Origin of the sequence: Nocardia sp. NPDC052001, from assembly GCF_040680615.1 — a bacterium.
Taxonomy (GTDB): domain Bacteria; phylum Actinomycetota; class Actinomycetes; order Mycobacteriales; family Mycobacteriaceae; genus Nocardia.
The window spans coordinates 1,429,835-1,449,143 of record NZ_JBFAXC010000002.1; the positions used below are offsets into that span (position 1 = coordinate 1,429,835).

A 19,309-nucleotide genomic window follows, 5' to 3' on the forward strand; every position below is an offset into this window, starting at 1 on the left:
GGAATCAGGACTTTCTCCGAACTTGCTCGAGGCAGCCAGCAACACATCCGCAAAGCTCCGAGTAGGGAGTCGTCCAGACCAGGCGGCCGGATTGGTATTCGTCCGAAATCTCTTGATAAGCCGGTCAATTCCGGCAAACGGCGCGATTCCTGCACTGGCGCAGCAAGAATCGGCCGGTGCGCGAAGCGCCCGGCCGAGCTGAATTTCCGAGGGTTAGACGGCGGTCCTCATCGGACCGTCACCACCCGGCTGTGCCAGCCGGTGGACCCGCTGGGAAACGGCGGCGTGCGCCGATCGGTCTGCTGCTCTCCCGAACGATCGGTGGCGCGCACCCGCAGGGTGTGATTGCCCGGCGCGGCATCCCAGCGCCAGGTCCACTGCCGCCAGGTGTCCAGCGAGTACTCGCTCGCGAGAGTGGCGGTCTCCCAGGGCTGATCGTCCACCTGCACCTCGACGCCATCGATCCCGCGCCCCTGCGCCCAGGCCACCCCCGCCACCATCACCACGCCCGCCGGGACCGTCGCGAAGGCGGCGGGCACATCGATCCGCGAGGCCGTCTTGATCGGGGCGCGATCGGCCCAGCCGCGCTCGGTCCAATAGGCGCGCACCCGATCGAAGCGGGTCAGTTCCAGATCCACCACCCATTTGGTGGCCGAGACATACCCGTACAGTCCCGGCACCACCAGCCGCGCGGGATAGCCGTGCGCGATCGGCAGCGGTGCGCCGTTCATACCGACCGCGAGCAGGGCGTCACGCCCGTCCAGCACCGCCGCCAGCGGGGTGCCGATGGTGAAACCGTCGATACTGCGGGACAGCAGCATATCGGCGTCCGAGTGAATTCCGGCCTCCGCCAGCAGATCCGCGATCGGATAGCCCAGCCAGCGCGCGGTCCCGGCGAGATTGCCGCCGACCTCGTTGGATACACACGTGAGTGTGATGACGCGCTCGACCGCGGTCCGCATGCGCAGCCGATCCATATCGAATTCGACGGTGCGATCGGTCATTCCGTGAATCCGCAGCCGCCAGTCGGCGCTGGTCAGCGCGGGCAGCTGCAATGCGGTGTCGACCCGGTAGAAATCGGCGGCATCGGTGACGAACGGTGTGACACCGTCCACTTGGGCCTGCACCTCGGGGAACACCGTGGGCGCGGGCCGATTCGGGCGAGGCAGCAGGAACCGCGCGCGATCGGCGACCACATCGTGCAACCGCGCGCCCAATTGCCGCCCGGCCGCCGCCGCGACGAGTGCCAGCGCGCCCACACCCGCCGCGGTCGCCAGGAACCTGCGCCGCGACACCGCGACCGGTTCGAGTGACCGCAGGGCGGGTGCGCCCCCGACGAGCAGGCGCAACGCGATGATTCCGGCGATGATGCCCACCGCGGTGGGCAGCACGAACCGGATGTCCGCCGTCGGCCTTTGCAGTGCGGCCCCCGCGGTGACAACGCCCAGCACCACCAGCAGTACACTTCCTACGGGCCGCCGGCGCTCCAGCATGCCCGCCACGGCGGCACCGGCCGCCATCACCGCACCCATCGAAATGAACAGCGCCAGTTTGTCATTGCTGCCGAAGCGCCGAATCGCGGCGTCCTTCAACGCATGTGGCGTGTGATCGACCATGGTCGAGCCCAGCACGAAGAACGGTGAGGACGCCGGATCGATGAGGACGGCCACCAGATGACCCACGCCCAGCACGGTCGCCGCCGCGAGCAGTCCGGCCACCGCGCCCCTGACCCGATGACCGCGCTCGACCGGTGAATTCGGCTGGGGCGCTGTGAGAGTACTGCTCGGGACGGACATGGCGGCTACTTCCGGTAGGCCGGTTTTACCGGCTCAGGTGATGAGGTTGAGACTGGCGATCGGCGGTGTGGTCGGCTCCGGGGAGCCGCCCGCCGGTTCGACGGTGACGGCGAGGGTGTCCACCGATCGGAACGGGGTCACCAGCGGTGCTCCGGTGGACCCGGACAACACCGCGGCCGAGCGCGGGGTACCGCCGAGCGGAACCAGCCACACCTGATAGGCGTGTGCGTCCGGCGGTTGCGGTACCGCGCGAAAGCGCACCGAGGCGGCGGAAAGCGCCGCGGAGACATGTATTTCGAGTTGCCCGCCGGTGCTGACCGGAACGAATCGAATCGCCATATCGGGCTGCTGATCGATCATCGCCGCGGACAGCACATCACCGGTCGGGTGCGCGCCGGTCCGGAAGACCATGAGGCCCACGCCCATTCCGAGCGCCACCACCAGGACGACGGCCGCGGCCAGCCAATCCAGCCGGGAGAACGGGCCCATCCCCCAGATTCGGCGCCGATCATCGCGATCCAGCGCGGCCACCATCACCCGATCCAGGGCGCGCATGAGCCGATCTTCCAAATCGGCCGGGGCCGGACAACTATCGACAATGCTGAGTTCGGCCATCGTCTCGCGGATCGAGGACACGGTGGCGTCGAATTCGGCGACCGTGAGCCGATCGGCGCGATCCCGCCGCTGTTCGATGGCGCCACGCTCGGAATCGGTGACGGCGTCCATCGCATACGGGTAGGCGAGCTCGAGCAGATCCATGTCCGGCCGCTCGATGGTGCTCATCCGAGGTCACCTCCTGTCAGGCAGGCCGCTAGGCGCTTGAGACCGTCGCGGATACGGGTTTTCACGGTGGGCACCGGGGTGCCCAGCTGTTCGGCGACCTCGGCATAGGTGCGGCCGCCGTAGTACGCCAGCGCGATGGTCTCGCGCTGGATCGGGGTGAGCGTCGCCAGGCAGCCCTGTACCGCGCGCTCGTCGAAACGCTGTTCCACCGCCTCCAGCACCACATCGTGATCGCGGCCCAAATGCAGTTGGCCATAGGCGATATCGCGTCCGGCGGCCGAATGCTCGACCCGGATGCGATCGACCGAGCGCCGGTGCGCGAGCATCATCAGCCAGCCCATCGGACTGGACATCCGCTCGTCATAGCGGGCGGCCAGGGACCAGGCCTGGAGATAAACCTCCTGGGTGACCTCTTCGGCCGTCGCGCGATTGCGCGACATGCGTAGCGCCAGACCGAAGACCCGGTGGCTGGTCAGCCGATACAGCTCGGTGAACGCGTCCCGGTCACCGCCGCCCACCGCCATGACCAGTTCGGTCAGGCGCTGGGTCAGCTCCTCATCGCGTTCGGGTGCGCCGACCGGACACGAGGGTCCGGCGGCGGACTCGTCGCCGAGGTCGCGGAGCAGGGGCACGACATGCGAATTCTCTTCCTCCATCACGCTGGCACCTGCGGTATTCCTCCAGTTCCTGCCGGGGTGAACGGGATTCGCGGCGTCGACATCTGTCTCTCGCCTCCTGAGGACGGGGTGGACGTGCGTGACCATGAGCTGTCGGCCAGTACTCAGGCGGGCGGCATCAGGACGGTGTCGATCAGATAGACCGTCGCGTTCGCGGTGCGCACACCACCGCAGATCACCGATGCGTCACCGACTTTGAGGGTGTCGCCGCTGCCGGTGACCGTGACGTCCGCGCCTTCGACCGTCTTATGCGCACCGGCGATCTTGTCGGGCGCGATCTGGCCGGGCACCACGTGATAGGTGAGGATCTTGGTGAGGGTGGCCGAATCGGTCTTGAGACCGTCGACGGTCGCCGCCGGAATCTTCGCGAAGGCCGCGTCCACCGGAGCGAATACCGTGAACTGCCCGCCGTCGAGGGTGTCGACCAGATTCACCTGCGGATTGAGCTGACCCGAGACCGCCGCGGTCAGGGTCTTGAGCAGCGGATTGTTCGAGGCCGCCACGGCGACCGGATCCTGTGCCATACCGCTGACCGAACCGGCGCCGGTCGGGACCTGCTCGGCATAGGCCTTGCAGCCGGGACCGACCAGGTTGGCGGCCGACGCCGCGGTGGTGGTGGTGCCCGCCATCGAGGTGGTCGAGGCGCTGCTGGAATCGGACTTGTCGCTCGAACAACCGGCGATCCCGGCGGTGGCGGCGGCTAGTACGGCGGTGAACACGAGCGAACGGTGCATGAGTGTCATGTCATTTCCTTCAGGCATAAGGGAGGGAGGGGTTTTCGCGAACTCCCGCGAGTCCGCCACTGGTCACCGGCCGATTGGTCGGGGTGCGAATGGTCGGCCGGTGACCGGTGCGGGGCGGCTCGTGCCCCGGCGCTCATCCGTATCCGATGAACGCGGAAAGGGTTTCGCCCAGCACCCTCCTCCGGTTTGGTCTGATTCCAAAATCTTTCGCGAGAGCCCGCTCGCCGAATCCGGTAAAAAAGTTCCGGCCGCGTCCAAACCGGGCCGCGAGGCATGTCGAAATCGGGGTATGGGTTCAGCTCACGACACTTCGGGATCGGCGCCGCACAGCCGTCGTACCGGCCGGAATCACAGCCGTCATACCGACCGGAATATCGCCGTGATCGGCAGCGGAGTAGCCGGGCTCACCGCCACGTATGTGCTCGCCAAACATGATCGGGTGACGCTGTACGAACGCGATTCGCGACTCGGCGGGCATGCGCATACCCACGAGGTGGAGTTCGCTCCCGGCAAACACGTATCGGTCGACTCGGCGTTCCTGGTCCACAATGACCGCACCTATCCCACGCTGCAGCGCCTGTTCACCGAACTCGGCGTGGAAACCCGCGACACCGATATGTCCATGTCGGTGCGCGCGGACGCGCGCGGACTCCAGTACGCGGGCGCGCGCGGAGTATCCGGGCTATTCCCCGCCCCGCGAATGCTGGCGAAACCGCGCTATCTGCGGTTACTCACCGAAGTGCCGCGATTCCATCGCGCCGCGCGCGAGCTGTTACGCGACGGTGATAGCGAACTCACCCTCGCGGAATTCCTGACCCGGCATCGATTCGGGGCGTACTTCACCGAATACTTCATGACGCCGCTGGTGGCCGCGGTGTGGTCCTGCGATCCGGAAGTCGCGCTGCACTATCCCGCGCAGTATCTGTTCCGGTTCCTCGACCATCACGGCATGCTCACCGTGTTCGGTTCGCCCACCTGGCGCACCGTTGTGGGCGGATCGGCCCGCTACGTGGAGAAGATCGCCGCCACCATCGACGAGATTCGCACGGGCACAGCCGTAATCGCGATTCACGAGGACTCCGACGGGGTGCTGGTGACCGATCGCGGCGGGGTGCGCCGATTCGACGCGGCGGTCGTCGCCACCCATCCGCGCCAGGCGCTGACCCTGCTCAGCGAACCGAGCGAACTCGCCGAGGCGGTGCTGGGAGCCATGCCGTATTCGGTCAATCGCGCCCAATTGCACACCGACGAATCGCTGCTGCCGACGCTGCCGCGCGCCCGCGCGTCATGGAACTACCTGGTCCGGGAGCCGGGCAGCGCCGAGGACGTGGTGGTCACCTACGATCTGACCCGGCTGATGGGGCTCGACCATATTCGCGATCGGCGATTCCTGGTCACCCTCAACGGTTCCGGACTCGTCGATCCCGCCCGGGTGCTCGCCGAAATGACCTATGAGCACCCGATATACACCCCCGAATCGGTCGCGGCGCAGGCCCGGCTACCCGAAATCGACACTGACCGAATGGCATTCGCCGGGGCCTACCACGGCTGGGGCTTCCACGAGGACGGCGCGCTGTCCGGTCTGCGCGCGGCCGAACGCCTGGGCGGCTGGTGGCCGATCCTGCTGCCGGGGCGCGCGGCGGACGCGGTGGGTGCGCGATGAATTCGGCAGGTGCGTGGTGAACGACATCAGCGAGCCCGCGCTGTACCTGACGCGGATCCGGCACGCGCGCGTCGAACCGGTGCGGCATTCGTTCGAATATCGTGGGTACAGCTGGTATTTCGATATCGAGCGGCCGCCGGTGCTGCCGATCGCGCTGCGCCCGTTCAGTTACTTCCGCGCCGCGGACCATCTCGCACCGCCACGGTCGACTACCGATGCGGCGCAGGGTTCCCCGCGACGGGATGACCTGCGTGCCCGGGTCGATGACTTCCTGGCCGAGCATGGCATCGACTGCACGGGCGGGCGCGTCACAGCGCTGATGAACGCGCGGGCGTTGGGTTATGTCTTCGATCCGCTCACCGTTTTCTGGTGTCACGCGGCCGACGGTTCGCTGCGGTGCGTCATCGCGGAGGTGCACAACACCTATGGCGAACGGCACGCCTACCTGGTGCGGCCCGATGAACTCGGCCGCGCGGACACCGATAAGCGGTTCTACGTCTCACCTTTCAACGAGGTCGACGGCCGCTATCAGCTGCGCCTGCCCGAACCCGAGGACGCGCTCGCGCTGCGCATCGCGCTGCTGCGCGCGGATCGCCCGCCCTTCACCGCATCGGTCTCGGGCCACCGCGTTCCGGTGACCGCGCGCACGGTGGTGCGCGCTCATCTGCGCACACCTTTAGCGCCCCTGCTCATCTCGGCCCGCATCCGCAAGCACGGCGTGGCGCTGTGGGCGCGCGGACTTCCGATCGCACCGCGGCCACTCGCCGAATCATCCCGAAGGACAGCACAGTGACCTCCTGCCTGCACACCACCACCGATGAACATCGGAATCCCCTGCCGCCCAGCGGGACTCGCGCCCGCATCAGCGCCGGGGTGGTGGCCATACTCTTCCGCCGCGCGGTCGCCGGACTGCCGCTGCGCGTGGAGTTCCCCGATGGCACGGTGCTCGGCGCGCACGCCGATTCGGATCCGCTGCCGCGCATCATCATTCGCAATCCGTCGGCGTTCTTCGCACGGCTGGGCAGACATGGTTTGATCGGTTTCGGAGAGTCCTATACCGCCGGGGAGTGGACCGCCCCGGATCCGGCGACCGTGCTCACCGTGCTCGCCACCGATCTGACCCGCCTGATACCGCCTGCGCTGCAACGCTTCCGGGCGCTGCTGCCCGCACCGCCCGCCGGTGAGATCGGCACCGCGGATAACGCGCGCGACAATATCGAACACCATTACGACCTGTCGAACGAGCTGTTCCACACCTTCCTCGACGAGACCATGACCTACTCCTCGGCGTTGTTCGATCCCGCCGAAATGGCCGCCGGACCGGCGCGCTGGGAGCGGCTGGCACGGGCGCAGCGACGCAAGATCGATGTGCTGCTGGACGCGGCCGGGGTGCGCGCGGGCAGCCGGGTGCTCGAAATCGGCACGGGCTGGGGCGAACTGTGTGTCCGCGCGGCCGCGCGGGGCGCAACGGTGCATTCGGTGACCCTGTCCGCGCGGCAGCAGGAACTCGCGCGGCTGCGGGTCGCGGCCGCGGGCTACGCGGATTCGGTGCGCATCGAATTGCGGGACTATCGCGAAATCCAGGGCAGCTACGACGCCATCGTCTCGGTGGAGATGATCGAGGCGGTCGGATATCGGCACTGGGAAACCTATTTCCGATGCCTGGAAAGCTATCTCGCACCGGGCGGGCGAATCGCGTTGCAGGCCATCACCATGCCGCATCGGCGCATGCTCGCCACCCGCAATACCTACACCTGGATTCAGAAGTACATCTTCCCGGGCGGTTTCCTGCCCTCCTCGGAGGCGATCGCCGATACCGCCGCCCGGCATACCCGTTTGCGGGTGCGCTCGGAGTTCGGCTTCGGAACGCACTACGCGGAAACGCTGCGGCTGTGGCGTGAACGCTTCGACAGTCGGACCGCCGATATCGAATCGCTCGGGTTCGACGGTCGCTTCCGGCGCATCTGGCAGTTCTACCTCGCCTACTCCGAGGCCGGATTCCGCTCCGGCTATCTCGATGTCCGGCATATCGTGCTCGATCGCCCGGAGGAACAGTCGTGAGCGTCCGAGATCGCGGACTGCCGATAATCGCCCGGCGGCCCGAGCAAACCGGGGCCGACCGGCCCGGATATCGCGGTCAGCGGCGGCGCACCGCACACTGCCGCCCGAGGCCGGCGCGATGAACTCAGCCGATATGGTTTCCATGCGTCACGAAGTGGAACTACTCTTCGGGAGAGCGTCCGGACCGCACGATCCATCGTCGAGTTGCCGAACCCCACGGAGAATCCACCACATGGCGGACGAACACCGCTTGTACACCATTCATACCGATAGCGCCGGGCCCGCCGAGGATCCGTCGTGTCCCACGCCGCGGCCCGCACCGGATCCCGAGGCGCAGAACCGTCTCATCACGTTGCTCACCGCGATCGCCGCCGGAGACCGTGAAGCCTTCACCCGGTTCTATCACTCCACCCACGACCGGGTGTTCGGGCTGGCATTGCGCGTCCTACGCCGGGAGAACGTGGCCGAGGAGATCACCCAGGAGGTGTATCTGTACGTCTGGAACGCCGCCGCGCAGTACGACCGGCGGCTCGCCAGCCCGATCGGCTGGCTCATGATGCTCACCCATCGGCGCGCGGTCGATCGCGTGCGTATCGAATCGCGCTCGTACACCCGCGATATCGCCTACGGGCATCGCGAATTGGGCCGCGACCACGACATCGTGGCCGAGACGGTCGGCCAGCGCTCGGAAGAACGCGCGGTAGTGGACTGCCTGCGCACGCTGACGGACACCCAGCGTGAGACCCTCGCGCTGGCGTACTACGGCGGGCGCACCTACGCGGAGGTCGCCACACATCTGGGCATTCCGCTCTCAACCGTCAAGACACGCATACGCGACGGTCTCAAACGCTTGCAGAACTGTTTGACAGGATCAACGCACGATGTCTGAGCACCCACACACCGAATTGCTCGACCTGGCGTACCCCTACGCCCTCGACGCCCTGTCCGATGACGACAGGCGCGCCGTCGAGCACCTGCTGAGCACCGCCGATGAGGCGGCCGCGGCCGCCTTCCGGACGACCGTCCGCGATATCCACGAAACCATGGCCACCATGACCGAGGTGGACGCGCGCCCCGCGCCACCGGCGGTGGAAACCGCGCTGCAACGCGCCCTCGACGCGCAGCAGGCCGAATCCGCTTCCGGGACAGGCGGACCTGGATCGCCATCCGCTCGCAGATCGTGGCGGGTCGGGTGGCTGGCAGCCGCCGCGGCGCTCATCGCCGTCATCGCGCTCGGGGTGACGGTGGCGGTGTACCGCTCCGACTCCCCCGATTCCGGCGCGGTCACCGCCGAGAAGGTCCAGACCCACTCCGACACCCGCACGGCCACCGTGGATGTCGGAGGGGGCGGGACCATTACGGTCAGCGCGTCCCGGGATCTGAATACCGCGGCGGTATCGTTCGCCGCGGTGCCTCCGCCCGCCACCGGGCGCACCTATCAGCTATGGGTGATTCCCGCTGGGGCGCAACCTCATTCACTCGCGGTGCTGGCGACCCTGCCCACCGCGCGCGACCCCATGCTCATGCCGCTGACCGATGCCGACAAACTCGCGCTCTCCGTCGAACCCGCGGGTGGCTCCCCGCAACCCACCACCGATCCCCTGGTGGCGGTGCAGTTGCGTTAGTGCCACGCGTCGAACCGCGCCGTATGTGGTCGAAGTCATAAGCCTGGCGATCACGCGGCGCGGGCCGATGTTTCGGGGCGGCTGCGGCGGCGGCTCATGCCCGCGCCGCCGTCTCGATTGCCAGTCTGTAACCCTTGGTTGGCTCAATGTTCGCCACAGCAGTCACTGTACTTCCATTCGGTACCAATGTCTGGAAAACCACGCGGTGGCAATGAAATTCGTTCGCGCATGATTGAGATATAGCCAACCGCTACCGTTGCCAAACAGGTGCCGGGTTCGTAGCTTACGCGCTGCCGATATGCGCCATCCGCCCTAGGGTCAGCCTTCCCCACACGACGAGAGGCCCGCGGGTTCTCGATGGAAAGGCGCTCACCATGTCGGCAGCACGAACCACCATCCTCGCTCTGGCCTGTTCGATGGCCGCGATCAGCGCCGCGGCGATGACCGCGCAGGCGGTACCGGCGACCAGCGATCCCCTTCGGCTCGAACCGGTCGCGGCTCCCGTCGCGCTCGCCGGAACCGGCAGTGCGGCAGCGGGAATCGGCTTCGCCGGACTGCTCGCGAGCGGTAGCGCCGCGCTCGGTACCGGCAGTGTCGCGGTCGCGCCGTGGGCGGCCGGAGCCGGTACCGGCAGTGCGGCGCTGGGCGCGGGCAGTGCGGCGGCGGCACCCGTCGGCGATCTATTGGGTGCGGCGGCACTGGCTTTGGGCACCGGCAGTGCGGCGCTCGGAGCCTCGGGCAGTGCGGCGTCCGGTGGGCTCGGCACACCGCTGGCCGTACTCGGCACCGGCAGTGCGGCACTCGGGGCGGGCAGCGCCGGACTCGCGGCGGCGGGCACGGCCGTCGCGCCGTTCGCGGCGCTGGCGGGTACGGGTAGCGCGGGACTCGGGGCGGGTAGCGCGGCGGCCGCACCGGTCGTCGCGGGTGCGGGCACCGGTCTGGCGGCCCTGATCGTCACCGGCAGCACGGCACTCGGGGCGGGTAGTGCGGCCGCACCGGTGGCGGCCGAAACAGCACCCGCCGCTACGGAATACGAACCGCTCGCGCTCCGCTGACGGCAACCGCCCGGGCGGTGATCGGGTGCCGTAACGTGCCCGTACAGATTCCACGCTGAACACGGATGGGCGGATACCGGCTATGTCGAATCACTTGATCGAGGATCTGGTCGAATCGTCCATCCGTGCTTTGCATGATGCGGCGGGTGCACGCCGCCTGCGGGATCACATTGCCGCGCTGTATCGATTTCAGGAGGGGCAGGACTGTTCCTTCACCCGGTTCCGGGTGCTGGAGATTCTGCTCGAACACGGGTTCAGCTTTCGGTTCGAGCTGAGCGCGCATCCCGAATATGAGAGTCGGCTGGCGTTTTTCGATGGATTGCGGGAATTCACCGCGCTCGCCGAGCCCGATGAGGATGGCCGCGATGACGATGCCTGGCTCGATCAGGGGTATGCCGATCCGCCATATCTGTACTGCGATGCCGGAACGTCTCTCTGGCACAAAATGATCGAGCGCGGCGCTATATCGGGTACGGATGCCGAACCGCCGCGCAAGGTGCGCCTGCTCGATGTGGTGCGCGAAATCGTGGACGCGGCTGCGGTTTCCGGGGATATCGAACTGATCGCACTCTGGCACGCACTGGGCTACTCGACGCTGCTCGATGACGAGGTCTGGCTGGAGCCCGCGCCCGAAATCCCCGCTCTCGCGGCTATTCGAGACATCGCCGTTCGCACCGGTGCGGTGTCCTTCGACCTGCCGGAGGACTATCGGCCGCCGCTGTGGTTCATCGAGGATGACGAGATCGAGCGCTGGTGGGCAGGCGGCGATGAGTCGGCACGGATCGACTGACGCTCAATATTGGCGTACCAGCAGTAGCCCGCGCCGTGCGTTCGGTCAGCTCGGGCATATGCGCGCCGCCGCGATTCGGTACAGCTCGGATGCGCGGTCCGCACGCCCGCTCGGGGCGAAATACCGGCGGCCCGCCTAAACTGATCCCATGCCGCAACCAGTTGCTAATGACAAGCTCCCGGTCCCCGCCGGAAAATCCGGCTGCCCGATCAACATGACGGTCGAACTCCTCGGCGACCGCTGGAGCCTGATCATCCTGCGCGACATCATGTTCGGCAATATCACCCACTTCCGCGAACTACTGTCCCGCTCCATGGAAGGCATAGCCTCCAACATCCTCGCCGCCCGCCTCGCCAAACTCGTCGAAGCCGGTCTCCTCACCCGAGACGACGACCCCAGCCACCGCCAAAAAGTCGAATACCACCTCACCGAGCCCGCCATCCAACTGGTCCCCGTCATGGCCCAACTGGGCGCCTGGGGCGCCCGCTGGCTCGACACCGCCCCCGAACTAACCGTCCGCGCCACCCTCCTGGCCGACGGCGGCCCCCCACTCTGGGAAGAATTCATGACCGAACTCCGCACCATCCACCTGGCCCGCACCCCCGCCCCCACCACCGGCGTCCTAGCCCAACTGTCCGCCGCCTACCACGCCGCCCTCCCCAAATAGCCGATCCCACATCGTTGCGAAATCCTTACCCACCCAAGGACTTACGAACCAACGCCACCCTCCGACGCCGCCGCTTCCGCACCCCCTGCACCGGTGCCATCGAACGCCGCCGCCCATACCGCAACAACACCATCAGCAAATCCTCCGCCGCCCGAAACCGCGAGAGGTCCACCCAGAGCCGCCACAGCACCTCCGGATCCCCGCGCTCCAACACGGTCGCCCGCACGGGCATCACGTACCCCGCGATCCCCGCATCCGTCAGCGCGAACAACACCCGGTAAACCTGCCCCTCCTCCAGGTCCGCGAGAATCCCCCATTGCCGAGCCGGCAACCCATTGGTCAATCCCCGAGCCGGGACCCAATGCTGAACTCCCCGCTCATCCGACCACGGATCCGGAATCTCACGCGACGAAGTCACCACACCCACCCGCTCGCAGAATCGCCATCACCCGGTCAGCCCTTCCTCACCACATCGCAGATCTCCACGATAGTCGGACGGCATGACAACCACGCAGGCCAGCCGAGTCCGACGAGGCATCACATCGGCCGCCGTGGCGATGGATATCGACCGGCCCATCGCTGCGAGATGTCGCACCGTGGCCCTAGGGTGGTCGGCGAGTCCGCGTCGGCGGGCGTTCTCGTGATGAATGAGGGGTTGGTTGTGTCGGACAGCTTTTTGGTTGCTGCTCGAATTCCTATGGGCCGAGCGGATTTCGAGCGCTGGCTCGAAACGCCGGTACCGGAGCCCGGCGTCATCGCCAACCCTGGCGAGATGTTCACCGGCTGGTACTGGGATGGCAAGGCCGCGGATTGGGAGCAGGCCGAAATCGGTGTCACACCGCGTGAGTATTTCGCGGACTGCTTCGCGGCGGAAGGTGATGGGCTGACCTACGTTCTGACCCATCGCGACGGTGCGCTCGAGGCGTATCTGATGCACTTCGGGTTTTGCGAATCGAATGTCTACACAGCGCTTTTGATGTTCGCGGCAGCGGGCCGATTCACCTCCGGCAGCACCGATAGCACCGTGCTCTTCTGGGCCGAAACCAGTTGCGCACTGCGCGAACCCAAGTGGAACGGCTGGCTGTCGACCCTGGAGGTCGGCGCATCGGGCGCCCGCTTCGTCACGAAAACCGATCTGACGGAGACCATCTCGGCCCTCAAACCGGCTGAAGGCCAGTTCTTCGACCTGGTGAGCAAACTGGCCGGGGCGTACGAATCCTCCGATGAAGCCGGCGAATCCGGTCATGTCGGGATCATTCGCGACCCCCGCTACGCCGACCCCGCGATCTTCGCCTAACACGGCGCGATCATGCCCGCCGACGCCGGTGTCCGCAGGAACTGCGGCAGGAAGCCGAAATTCGCGTACATGCCGATGCCCATCAGCAGGGCCACCAGATTCGCCGCCCACACGCCCGGCATCCGGTGCGTCACGCATCGCGATATGCCTGCACGAAGGCGCCGGACAGGCGGGTGGCGGTGCGATCCGAGGCGCTACACCTCGACCTGCGCCCCCATGATCACCGTTCGCTGACCGGGGAGGCCGAAATACGCGGCGGCGTCGGTGGTGATGTAGGACGTGGCGATGAACAGGCTCTTGCGCCAGCGAGCCATGGTGTGCGCCTTACCTTTCCTCAATTCGATCTTCGACAGGAAGTAGGAGGCGCCGTCGATATCGAGGTGGCCTTCGGTGCGGGCGGGGTCGAGCAGGCGCAGGGCGTGGGGGACGTTGGGGCGCTCCATGTATCCGTAGTGCGCGAGTACGTGGATGATGCCGTCATCGGCGTAGCCGAGCGCGTCGATCTCGGTGCGGTGTTCGTCCGGCACCCGGGGCACCGGCAGCGTATCGATGGACAGGACGACCACGTGCTGGTGCAGTACCTGGTTGTGCTCGACGTTGGCGCGCATGGCCAGCGGCGTGGTCTCGCTGCCGCGATTGAGGAATACCGCGGTGCCGGGCACCCGAATGAGCGGCGGGCGGCGCTGCTGCAATTCGTCGACGAACTCCCGCAGCGATCCCTCCACCTCTTCCCTTGCGGCGGTGACGATTACGCGTCCGCGCGCCCAGGTGATCATCACGGTGAACGCGGTGAGACCGATGAGCAGGGGCAGCCACGCCCCGTGCACCAGTTTGGTGAGGTTCGCGGCCACGAACAGCGCGTCGATGCCCAGCAGTGGAATCGCACCGAGCAGCACCAGCCACAGCGGCGTATGCCACTTGACCCGAGCGACATAGAAGAACAGCAGGGTGGTGATCGAAATCGTCGCTGTCACAGCCATTCCGAACGCGAATGCCAGTGCCGCCGAACTCTGGAAGGTGAACACCAGCGTGAGCACGGCGACCATCAGGATCCGGTTGATCAGCGGAACGTAGATCTGCCCGATGGTCGATTCGGAGGTGTGCTCCACCCGCAGGCGCGGCAGGTAGCCCAATTGTGCGGCCTGCGAGGCCACCGAGAACGCCCCCGTGATCACCGCCTGCGAGGCGATCACCGTCGCGGCGGTCGCCAGCAGTACCAGCGGAAGTCGAGCCCAGCCGGGTGCGAGCAGAAAGAACGGACTGCCCACCGCGCTCTCGTCACCGAGAATCAGCGCACCCTGCCCGAGATAACTCAACGCGCACGCGGGCAGCACCAGTCCCAGCCAGCCGCGCGTGATCGCCCTGCGGCCGAAGTGCCCCATATCGGCGTACAGCGCCTCGGCCCCGGTCACGGCCAGCACGATCGCGGCCAGCGCGAAGAACGCGATCCCGAAGTGCCCGAACATGAATCCCAGCGCATAGGTGGGCGAGAGCGCCTTCAGAATCTCCGGATGCCGTGCGATACCGCTGATCCCGAGCACCCCGATCGTGGTGAACCAGGCGATCATCACCGGCCCGAACAATCGCCCCACCGCGGCCGTCCCCCGATGCTGCACCGAGAACAATCCGACGATGATCACCACCGTGATCGGAATGATCAGATCATCGAACCCCGGCGATACGATCTTCAACCCCTCGACCGCCGACAACACCGAGATAGCCGGTGTGATCATCCCATCCCCGAAGAACAGTGCGGCACCGAAGATCCCGACCCCGGCCAACACCCCCGCCGCCCGCAGATCCCGCTTCCCCGCCAACCTCCGCAGCAAGGTGATCAGGGCCATGATCCCGCCCTCACCGTCATTGTCGGTCCGCATCACCAGCGTGATGTAGGTCAGCGTGACAATGATCATCACCGACCAGAAGATAAGCGACACAACGCCATACACATTGTCCGTGCTGATCGGCACCGGATGCGGATCACTCGGATTGAACACCGTCTGAATGGTGTAGATCGGACTGGTCCCGATATCCCCGAACACCACCCCCAGCGCACCCACCACCACCGCGGCCCGCACGGGCCCGGCACTACGGTGCCCCGCGTGTATCGGCGGACTGACTTCGGGTACTGCGGCCATCAACGGTCTCCTCGCGTACGGATACGCCCCCTATCCTGCCGTGAGGACCGCGATACGCGGCGGAGCGGGCCGAAGCCACGCAGATCAAGCGACTGAAGTAGCGTGCCTTCACATGAGCGAAGATCTGGTTGGGAAGAGTGCGCTGGTTACCGGGGCGAGCCGGGGTATCGGGTTCGCGGTGGCTGCGGAGTTGCTGCGGCGGGGAGCCAATGTTGTGGTGACCGCTCGGAAGCAGGGGCCGTTGGAGGAGGCTGCCGAGCAGCTTCGGGGGCTCGGGTACTCCGGCAAGGTTGTCGCGGTGGCGGGGAATTCCGGGGAGGCCGAGGCTCGGGCGGAGCAGGTTGCGGCGGCTGTGGCGCAGTTCGGGTCGTTGGATGTGCTGATCAATAACACCGGGATCAATCCGGTGTATGGGTCGCTCATGGAGGCTGACCTGGATGGGGTGCGGAAGATCTTCGATGTGAATGTTGTTGCGGCGCTGGGGTATGTGCAGGAAGCCTATAGGGCTTGGATGGGTGAGAACGGTGGGGCGGTGGTCAATGTGGCCAGCGTCGCGGGGTTGCGGTCCACCGGGGTTATTGCCGCCTATGGCGCATCCAAGGCCGCGTTGATTCGGCTTACCGAAGAGCTTGCCTGGCAGCTCGGGCCGAAGATCCGGGTGAATGCGGTGGCACCGGGTGTGATCAAGACCAAGTTTGCGGATGCGCTGTACTCGGCGGATGAGGAGGCCGCGGCGGCGGTATATCCGATGAAGCGGCTCGGGTCGCCGGAGGATGTCGCGGGGCTGATCGGGTTCCTGGCGTCGAATGAGTCCGCGTGGATCACCGGGACCACCGTTCGGGTGGATGGCGGGCTACTGGCTACCGGTGGCATCTGACAGAGCTGAAACCTCCCGCCCCGCACCGTGATTCGGTGCGGGGCGGAGTCATGTACGGACCCGGCGCGAACGCACCCGCCACTCCCCCGCACACGCGAACAGGGCAGCCGCTTACCCGGACGGCGAAGCATCAAACGCCGTAGATTTCCGGGAGTTCGACTGCTGGACAATCGATTTCAGGACAAACGGTCGCTTTTGCCCGAACCCGGCAATTCGCCTTACCCGTGTACATTGGCGACCGGCGCGCTCGAAAAGCTCTGCCCGAGGGCGCCATGCAGCCGTCCCCATTACGACCCACCATTACACAGCCGCCCGAGCACGTCGCGGGCGGTGGTTAGGGCTGGTCCGCAATGATCGACTCCGACGACCACACCCTGGGCGAGCCGAATCGACGGTGGCCCCGGCACGCGGCGGCCCCGCCGGTGGCGCGCTCGCGGCTGACCAATCGACTCCAGGCCGCGCTGGCCGGGCGCGTCACGTCGGTGGTGGCCCCGCCCGGATACGGCAAGAGCACCCTCATCGCGCAGTGGCTCGAGACGCCGGAACCGCGCCGGCCGCGCGCGGTGGTGCACACCCTGCACGAACGCGATGACGATCTGGGACGCTTCGCCAGGCATCTGATCGAGGCGGTCGAGCGACTCGGCGCGGACCCCCGTCGCACCGCGAGTCTGGAAGCACTGGCGCACAAGGAGATTCGCGATTCCTCCCGCGAGGCCCCGGAAGCGTTCCTGCGCGCGCTGCGCGATGCCCTCGACGATGTGCCGCAACGCTCGGTGCTGATTCTCGAGGATGCGCACCACCTGCGCCGGGAGAACGTGCTGGCCCTGCTCGACTATCTGGCCGAGGTGCTGCCGCCCCCGATGCATCTGCTGGTGACCAGCCGGACCTCGACGCCACTGCGGCGCGCGGCCACCCTGCGCGTGCGCGGACAGCTCACCGAACTGTCCCCGAGCGATCTGGCCTTCACCCCGGCCGAGGCCCGCGCCTATCTCGCCGATCAAGCCCCATCGCTGTCGGAGCGGCAGACCGAATCGATCATCGAGCGGTGTGAGGGCTGGATCGCCGGACTGCATCTGGCCGGGCGCGCCCTGGCCGCACATCAGGACCCCGAAGCCTTCCTGCTGGCCTTCACCGGCCGCACCCGCGATGTGGCCGATTTCCTCGGCCACGAATTCCTCGATCACCGTTCACCGGAGGTGCGGGACTTCCTGCTCGACACCGCGGTGCTCGATGTGCTCTCCGCCGATATCTGCCAGGCCGTGACCGACCGCGCCGACAGCGGCGCGATCCTGCGGGAGTTGGAAGCCGAGGGCGGTTTCCTGCTCGCCCTCGACGATGAGGAGTCCTACCGCTTCCATACCCTGTTCGGCGAATTCCTCAGGGGCGAACTGCATCGCACCGAGCCCGATCGAGCCCGCAAATCCCATCTGCGCGCGGCCGATTGGCTCGCCGATCAGCACCGGCTACCCGAGGCCGTCGATCATGCCGTGGTGGCCCGCGACTTCTCTCGTGCCGCAACACTTCTCACCGAGATCATCGATACGGTGGATTCCGGCTGGCCCGATTCGGAGGTGGAGGCGCTGCTGGCGAAACTGCCCCGCCATGTCATCGAGCGCGAGCCCGCGCTGGCCATTCGAATGGCCTCCACGGCACTGTGGGCGGGCCGCCCGGCCGAGGCACTGCTGTGGTGCGAACGCACCGAAGAGCTCTGTGACGACGGCGATTTCACCATGCAGGCGAGCTGGCTGCGCACGGTCGCCTACTGGAACCTGGGCGCGCTGGAGCAGACCATCATCTGGGGTGAGCGCGCGCGAGGGGTGCTCGATGAGCGGGAGGCGACCAGCCGCCATCGCGATACGCTGCCGCGCCTGACCGTGCTCGAAACGCTCGCCGAGGCATACGACAGCATCGATCGTTTCGATGCCGCGCTGGAAGTTCTGCGCGACGGTCTGGACCGTTCCCGCGAGGGCGCGCACCCGCCCGCGTTCGTGACACTGCCGGGCAAACAGGCAGCCGTGTTGAGCCATCTCGGAAACCTCGAACAGGTCCGCGAGTACGCCGAATTATCGCTGTCCGCCGCCGCGCAGGCCGGGCAGTCCGATGAGCCCGCCATTCTGGAGGCCCGCGTGGCACTCGGCGAATTGCAGTGCGAGCGAGACGATCTCGTCGGCGCGGAGCGTGAATTCCGGATCGCCGCCGCGGTCGGCCCGGTGCCGGATCGGGTGCCGATCCGCGCCCGGGGCATGCTCGGCCTGGCCCGCAGCGTGTTCTTCCAGGGCCGGGTCGGTGAGGCCTTCGAGGTGCTGCACGAGGTGATGGGCATCGACACCCGCGCGGGCCTGCCCGAATTCGTGCGGCATCGAGTCGCCGGACAGCAGATCCGATTGCGCCTGATGAATCGCGATCTGAGCGGTGCGCACGGCTGGCTGTCCGAATTGCACCGCCTCATCGGCGACGCCCCGATGCACCGCGGCCTACAGGTCTGGTTCGACTGCGAGGACGGCGCGGACCCGCACCTGGTGCACGAGACCGCGAACGATCTGCTGCACAACACACCCCAGCGCCCATTGCAGGCGACCCTCAAACTGCACCTGATCATCGCTCGCGCATTACGCCTGACCGGCGACCTCGACGAGAGCCGTCAGCACACCCGCACCGCGCTCGAATTGGCCGCGCCACAGTTCATGGTGCGCACGCTGATCGAGGGCGCGGGCACCGATTGTGAGCAACTGCTACACGATGCCGCGGCCGATGAGGTGCACGCGCCGTTCGTCGCAGCCGTGCACGCGGCCCTGGACCGCAATGCCGCGCTCCAGACGGGTGCGCGCGCCGCGCGTGGTCCGCAGAGCCCGCCCGCGCCCATCGAACCGCTGACCCAGACCGAGTCGGAGCTGATCCCGTATCTGTCCGCGGAGCTGACGTACGCGGAGATCGCGGCGCGTCGTTTCGTCTCGGTGAACACCGTCAAATCGCAGTTGCAGGCGGTCTATCGCAAGCTCGGCGTCACCTCGCGCATCGCCGCCATCGAGCGCAGCCGCGCCCTCGGCCTGGTCAGCGGTGCGAGGGTGAAGGTGTGAGGGTGATGGGCCGTAGCCCCTTTCACCCGTCCGGGTGATGACCCGCCCGCCCGATGCGGC

The 19,309-nt window shown here is 67.0% G+C and carries 17 protein-coding genes; 11 read left to right on the plus strand and 6 right to left on the minus strand.

What is annotated here, in order from left to right; translation table 11 throughout:
• Positions 1–227 precede the first annotated feature (227 nt).
• From AB0L82_RS14940 to AB0L82_RS14955, 4 genes are all read right to left on the minus strand, one after another.
• Positions 228–1,796, minus strand: coding sequence for a molybdopterin-dependent oxidoreductase (locus AB0L82_RS14940; RefSeq protein WP_364635627.1), 1,569 nt, complete (start codon positions 1,794–1,796; stop codon positions 228–230).
• 33 nt (positions 1,797–1,829) lie between these two features.
• Positions 1,830–2,579 (minus strand): anti-sigma factor, encoded by a 750-nt coding sequence (locus tag AB0L82_RS14945; protein WP_364635630.1) that lies wholly within the window; start codon positions 2,577–2,579, stop codon positions 1,830–1,832.
• Complete coding sequence (sigK, locus tag AB0L82_RS14950) at positions 2,576–3,235, minus strand: ECF RNA polymerase sigma factor SigK (RefSeq protein ID WP_364636108.1); 660 nt, start codon at positions 3,233–3,235, stop codon at positions 2,576–2,578. The genes AB0L82_RS14945 and sigK (AB0L82_RS14950) overlap by 4 nt, the downstream gene beginning before the upstream one ends.
• 125 nt (positions 3,236–3,360) lie before the next feature.
• On the minus strand, positions 3,361–3,999 hold the full coding sequence (locus AB0L82_RS14955; protein ID WP_364635633.1) for a fasciclin domain-containing protein: 639 nt from the start codon (positions 3,997–3,999) through the stop codon (positions 3,361–3,363).
• A 373-nt stretch (positions 4,000–4,372) separates the two neighbouring features.
• Between AB0L82_RS14955 and AB0L82_RS14960 the strand changes: the two genes are divergently transcribed.
• The 9 genes from AB0L82_RS14960 to AB0L82_RS15000 all read left to right on the plus strand — a co-directional run bounded on the left by AB0L82_RS14960 (position 4,373) and on the right by AB0L82_RS15000 (position 13,157).
• Entirely contained in the window at positions 4,373–5,662 is a 1,290-nt protein-coding gene (locus AB0L82_RS14960) for an FAD-dependent oxidoreductase (protein ID WP_364636111.1), read from the plus strand.
• A gap of 25 nt (positions 5,663–5,687) precedes the next feature.
• Positions 5,688–6,455, plus strand: a complete 768-nt coding sequence (locus AB0L82_RS14965; protein WP_364636114.1) for a DUF1365 domain-containing protein — start codon at positions 5,688–5,690, stop codon at positions 6,453–6,455.
• Entirely contained in the window at positions 6,452–7,723 is a 1,272-nt protein-coding gene (locus AB0L82_RS14970; protein ID WP_364635636.1) for a cyclopropane-fatty-acyl-phospholipid synthase family protein, read from the plus strand. Before AB0L82_RS14965 ends, AB0L82_RS14970 begins: the two co-directional genes overlap by 4 nt.
• Positions 7,724–7,955: 232 nt before the next feature.
• Complete coding sequence (gene sigK / locus AB0L82_RS14975) at positions 7,956–8,612, plus strand: ECF RNA polymerase sigma factor SigK (protein ID WP_364635639.1); 657 nt, start codon at positions 7,956–7,958, stop codon at positions 8,610–8,612.
• On the plus strand, positions 8,605–9,348 hold the full coding sequence (locus AB0L82_RS14980) for an anti-sigma factor (protein ID WP_364635642.1): 744 nt from the start codon (positions 8,605–8,607) through the stop codon (positions 9,346–9,348). Before sigK (AB0L82_RS14975) ends, AB0L82_RS14980 begins: the two co-directional genes overlap by 8 nt.
• A gap of 374 nt (positions 9,349–9,722) precedes the next feature.
• Positions 9,723–10,403, plus strand: a complete 681-nt coding sequence (locus tag AB0L82_RS14985) for a hypothetical protein (RefSeq protein WP_364635645.1) — start codon at positions 9,723–9,725, stop codon at positions 10,401–10,403.
• Between the two features lie 82 nt (positions 10,404–10,485).
• Entirely contained in the window at positions 10,486–11,193 is a 708-nt protein-coding gene (locus AB0L82_RS14990; protein ID WP_364635648.1) for a hypothetical protein, read from the plus strand.
• Between the two features lie 148 nt (positions 11,194–11,341).
• Positions 11,342–11,860, plus strand: coding sequence for a helix-turn-helix domain-containing protein (locus AB0L82_RS14995; protein WP_364635651.1), 519 nt, complete (start codon positions 11,342–11,344; stop codon positions 11,858–11,860).
• A 697-nt stretch (positions 11,861–12,557) separates the two neighbouring features.
• Positions 12,558–13,157, plus strand: coding sequence for a hypothetical protein (locus AB0L82_RS15000; protein ID WP_364635654.1), 600 nt, complete (start codon positions 12,558–12,560; stop codon positions 13,155–13,157).
• Here AB0L82_RS15000 and AB0L82_RS15005 read toward each other — a convergent pair.
• Positions 13,154–13,291, minus strand: coding sequence for a hypothetical protein (locus AB0L82_RS15005; RefSeq protein WP_364636129.1), 138 nt, complete (start codon positions 13,289–13,291; stop codon positions 13,154–13,156). The two genes, AB0L82_RS15000 and AB0L82_RS15005, sit on opposite strands and share 4 nt — an antisense overlap.
• 60 nt (positions 13,292–13,351) lie before the next feature.
• Positions 13,352–15,295: a KUP/HAK/KT family potassium transporter gene (locus tag AB0L82_RS15010; protein WP_364635657.1), complete on the minus strand. Its 1,944-nt coding sequence runs from the start codon at positions 15,293–15,295 to the stop codon at positions 13,352–13,354.
• Between the two features lie 112 nt (positions 15,296–15,407).
• On the opposite strand from AB0L82_RS15010, the gene AB0L82_RS15015 reads away from it, so the two are divergent.
• Both AB0L82_RS15015 and AB0L82_RS15020 read left to right on the plus strand, forming a co-directional pair.
• Positions 15,408–16,172: an SDR family oxidoreductase gene (locus tag AB0L82_RS15015; RefSeq protein ID WP_364635660.1), complete on the plus strand. Its 765-nt coding sequence runs from the start codon at positions 15,408–15,410 to the stop codon at positions 16,170–16,172.
• Between the two features lie 350 nt (positions 16,173–16,522).
• A complete protein-coding gene (locus AB0L82_RS15020) occupies positions 16,523–19,249 on the plus strand; it encodes an AAA family ATPase (RefSeq protein WP_364635663.1) in 2,727 nt (908 codons plus the stop codon).
• Positions 19,250–19,309: the final 60 nt, after the last annotated feature.

What these genes read in the sequence shown, in the direction of transcription:
- AB0L82_RS15020 (WP_364635663.1), top strand. Translation starts at nt 16,523, where the DNA reads ATGATCGACTCCGACGACCACACCCTGGGCGAGCCGAATCGACGGTGG.
- AB0L82_RS14995 (WP_364635651.1), top strand. Translation starts at nt 11,342, where the DNA reads ATGCCGCAACCAGTTGCTAATGACAAGCTCCCGGTCCCCGCCGGAAAA.
- AB0L82_RS14980 (WP_364635642.1), top strand. Translation starts at nt 8,605, where the DNA reads ATGTCTGAGCACCCACACACCGAATTGCTCGACCTGGCGTACCCCTAC.
- sigK (WP_364636108.1), bottom strand. Translation starts at nt 3,235, where the DNA reads ATGGAGGAAGAGAATTCGCATGTCGTGCCCCTGCTCCGCGACCTCGGC.
- AB0L82_RS15015 (WP_364635660.1), top strand. Translation starts at nt 15,408, where the DNA reads ATGAGCGAAGATCTGGTTGGGAAGAGTGCGCTGGTTACCGGGGCGAGC.
- AB0L82_RS14990 (WP_364635648.1), top strand. Translation starts at nt 10,486, where the DNA reads ATGTCGAATCACTTGATCGAGGATCTGGTCGAATCGTCCATCCGTGCT.
- AB0L82_RS14940 (WP_364635627.1), bottom strand. Translation starts at nt 1,796, where the DNA reads ATGTCCGTCCCGAGCAGTACTCTCACAGCGCCCCAGCCGAATTCACCG.
- AB0L82_RS14945 (WP_364635630.1), bottom strand. Translation starts at nt 2,579, where the DNA reads ATGAGCACCATCGAGCGGCCGGACATGGATCTGCTCGAGCTCGCCTAC.
- AB0L82_RS14985 (WP_364635645.1), top strand. Translation starts at nt 9,723, where the DNA reads ATGTCGGCAGCACGAACCACCATCCTCGCTCTGGCCTGTTCGATGGCC.
- AB0L82_RS15000 (WP_364635654.1), top strand. Translation starts at nt 12,558, where the DNA reads ATGGGCCGAGCGGATTTCGAGCGCTGGCTCGAAACGCCGGTACCGGAG.
- AB0L82_RS14955 (WP_364635633.1), bottom strand. Translation starts at nt 3,999, where the DNA reads ATGACACTCATGCACCGTTCGCTCGTGTTCACCGCCGTACTAGCCGCC.
- AB0L82_RS15010 (WP_364635657.1), bottom strand. Translation starts at nt 15,295, where the DNA reads ATGGCCGCAGTACCCGAAGTCAGTCCGCCGATACACGCGGGGCACCGT.
- sigK (WP_364635639.1), top strand. Translation starts at nt 7,956, where the DNA reads ATGGCGGACGAACACCGCTTGTACACCATTCATACCGATAGCGCCGGG.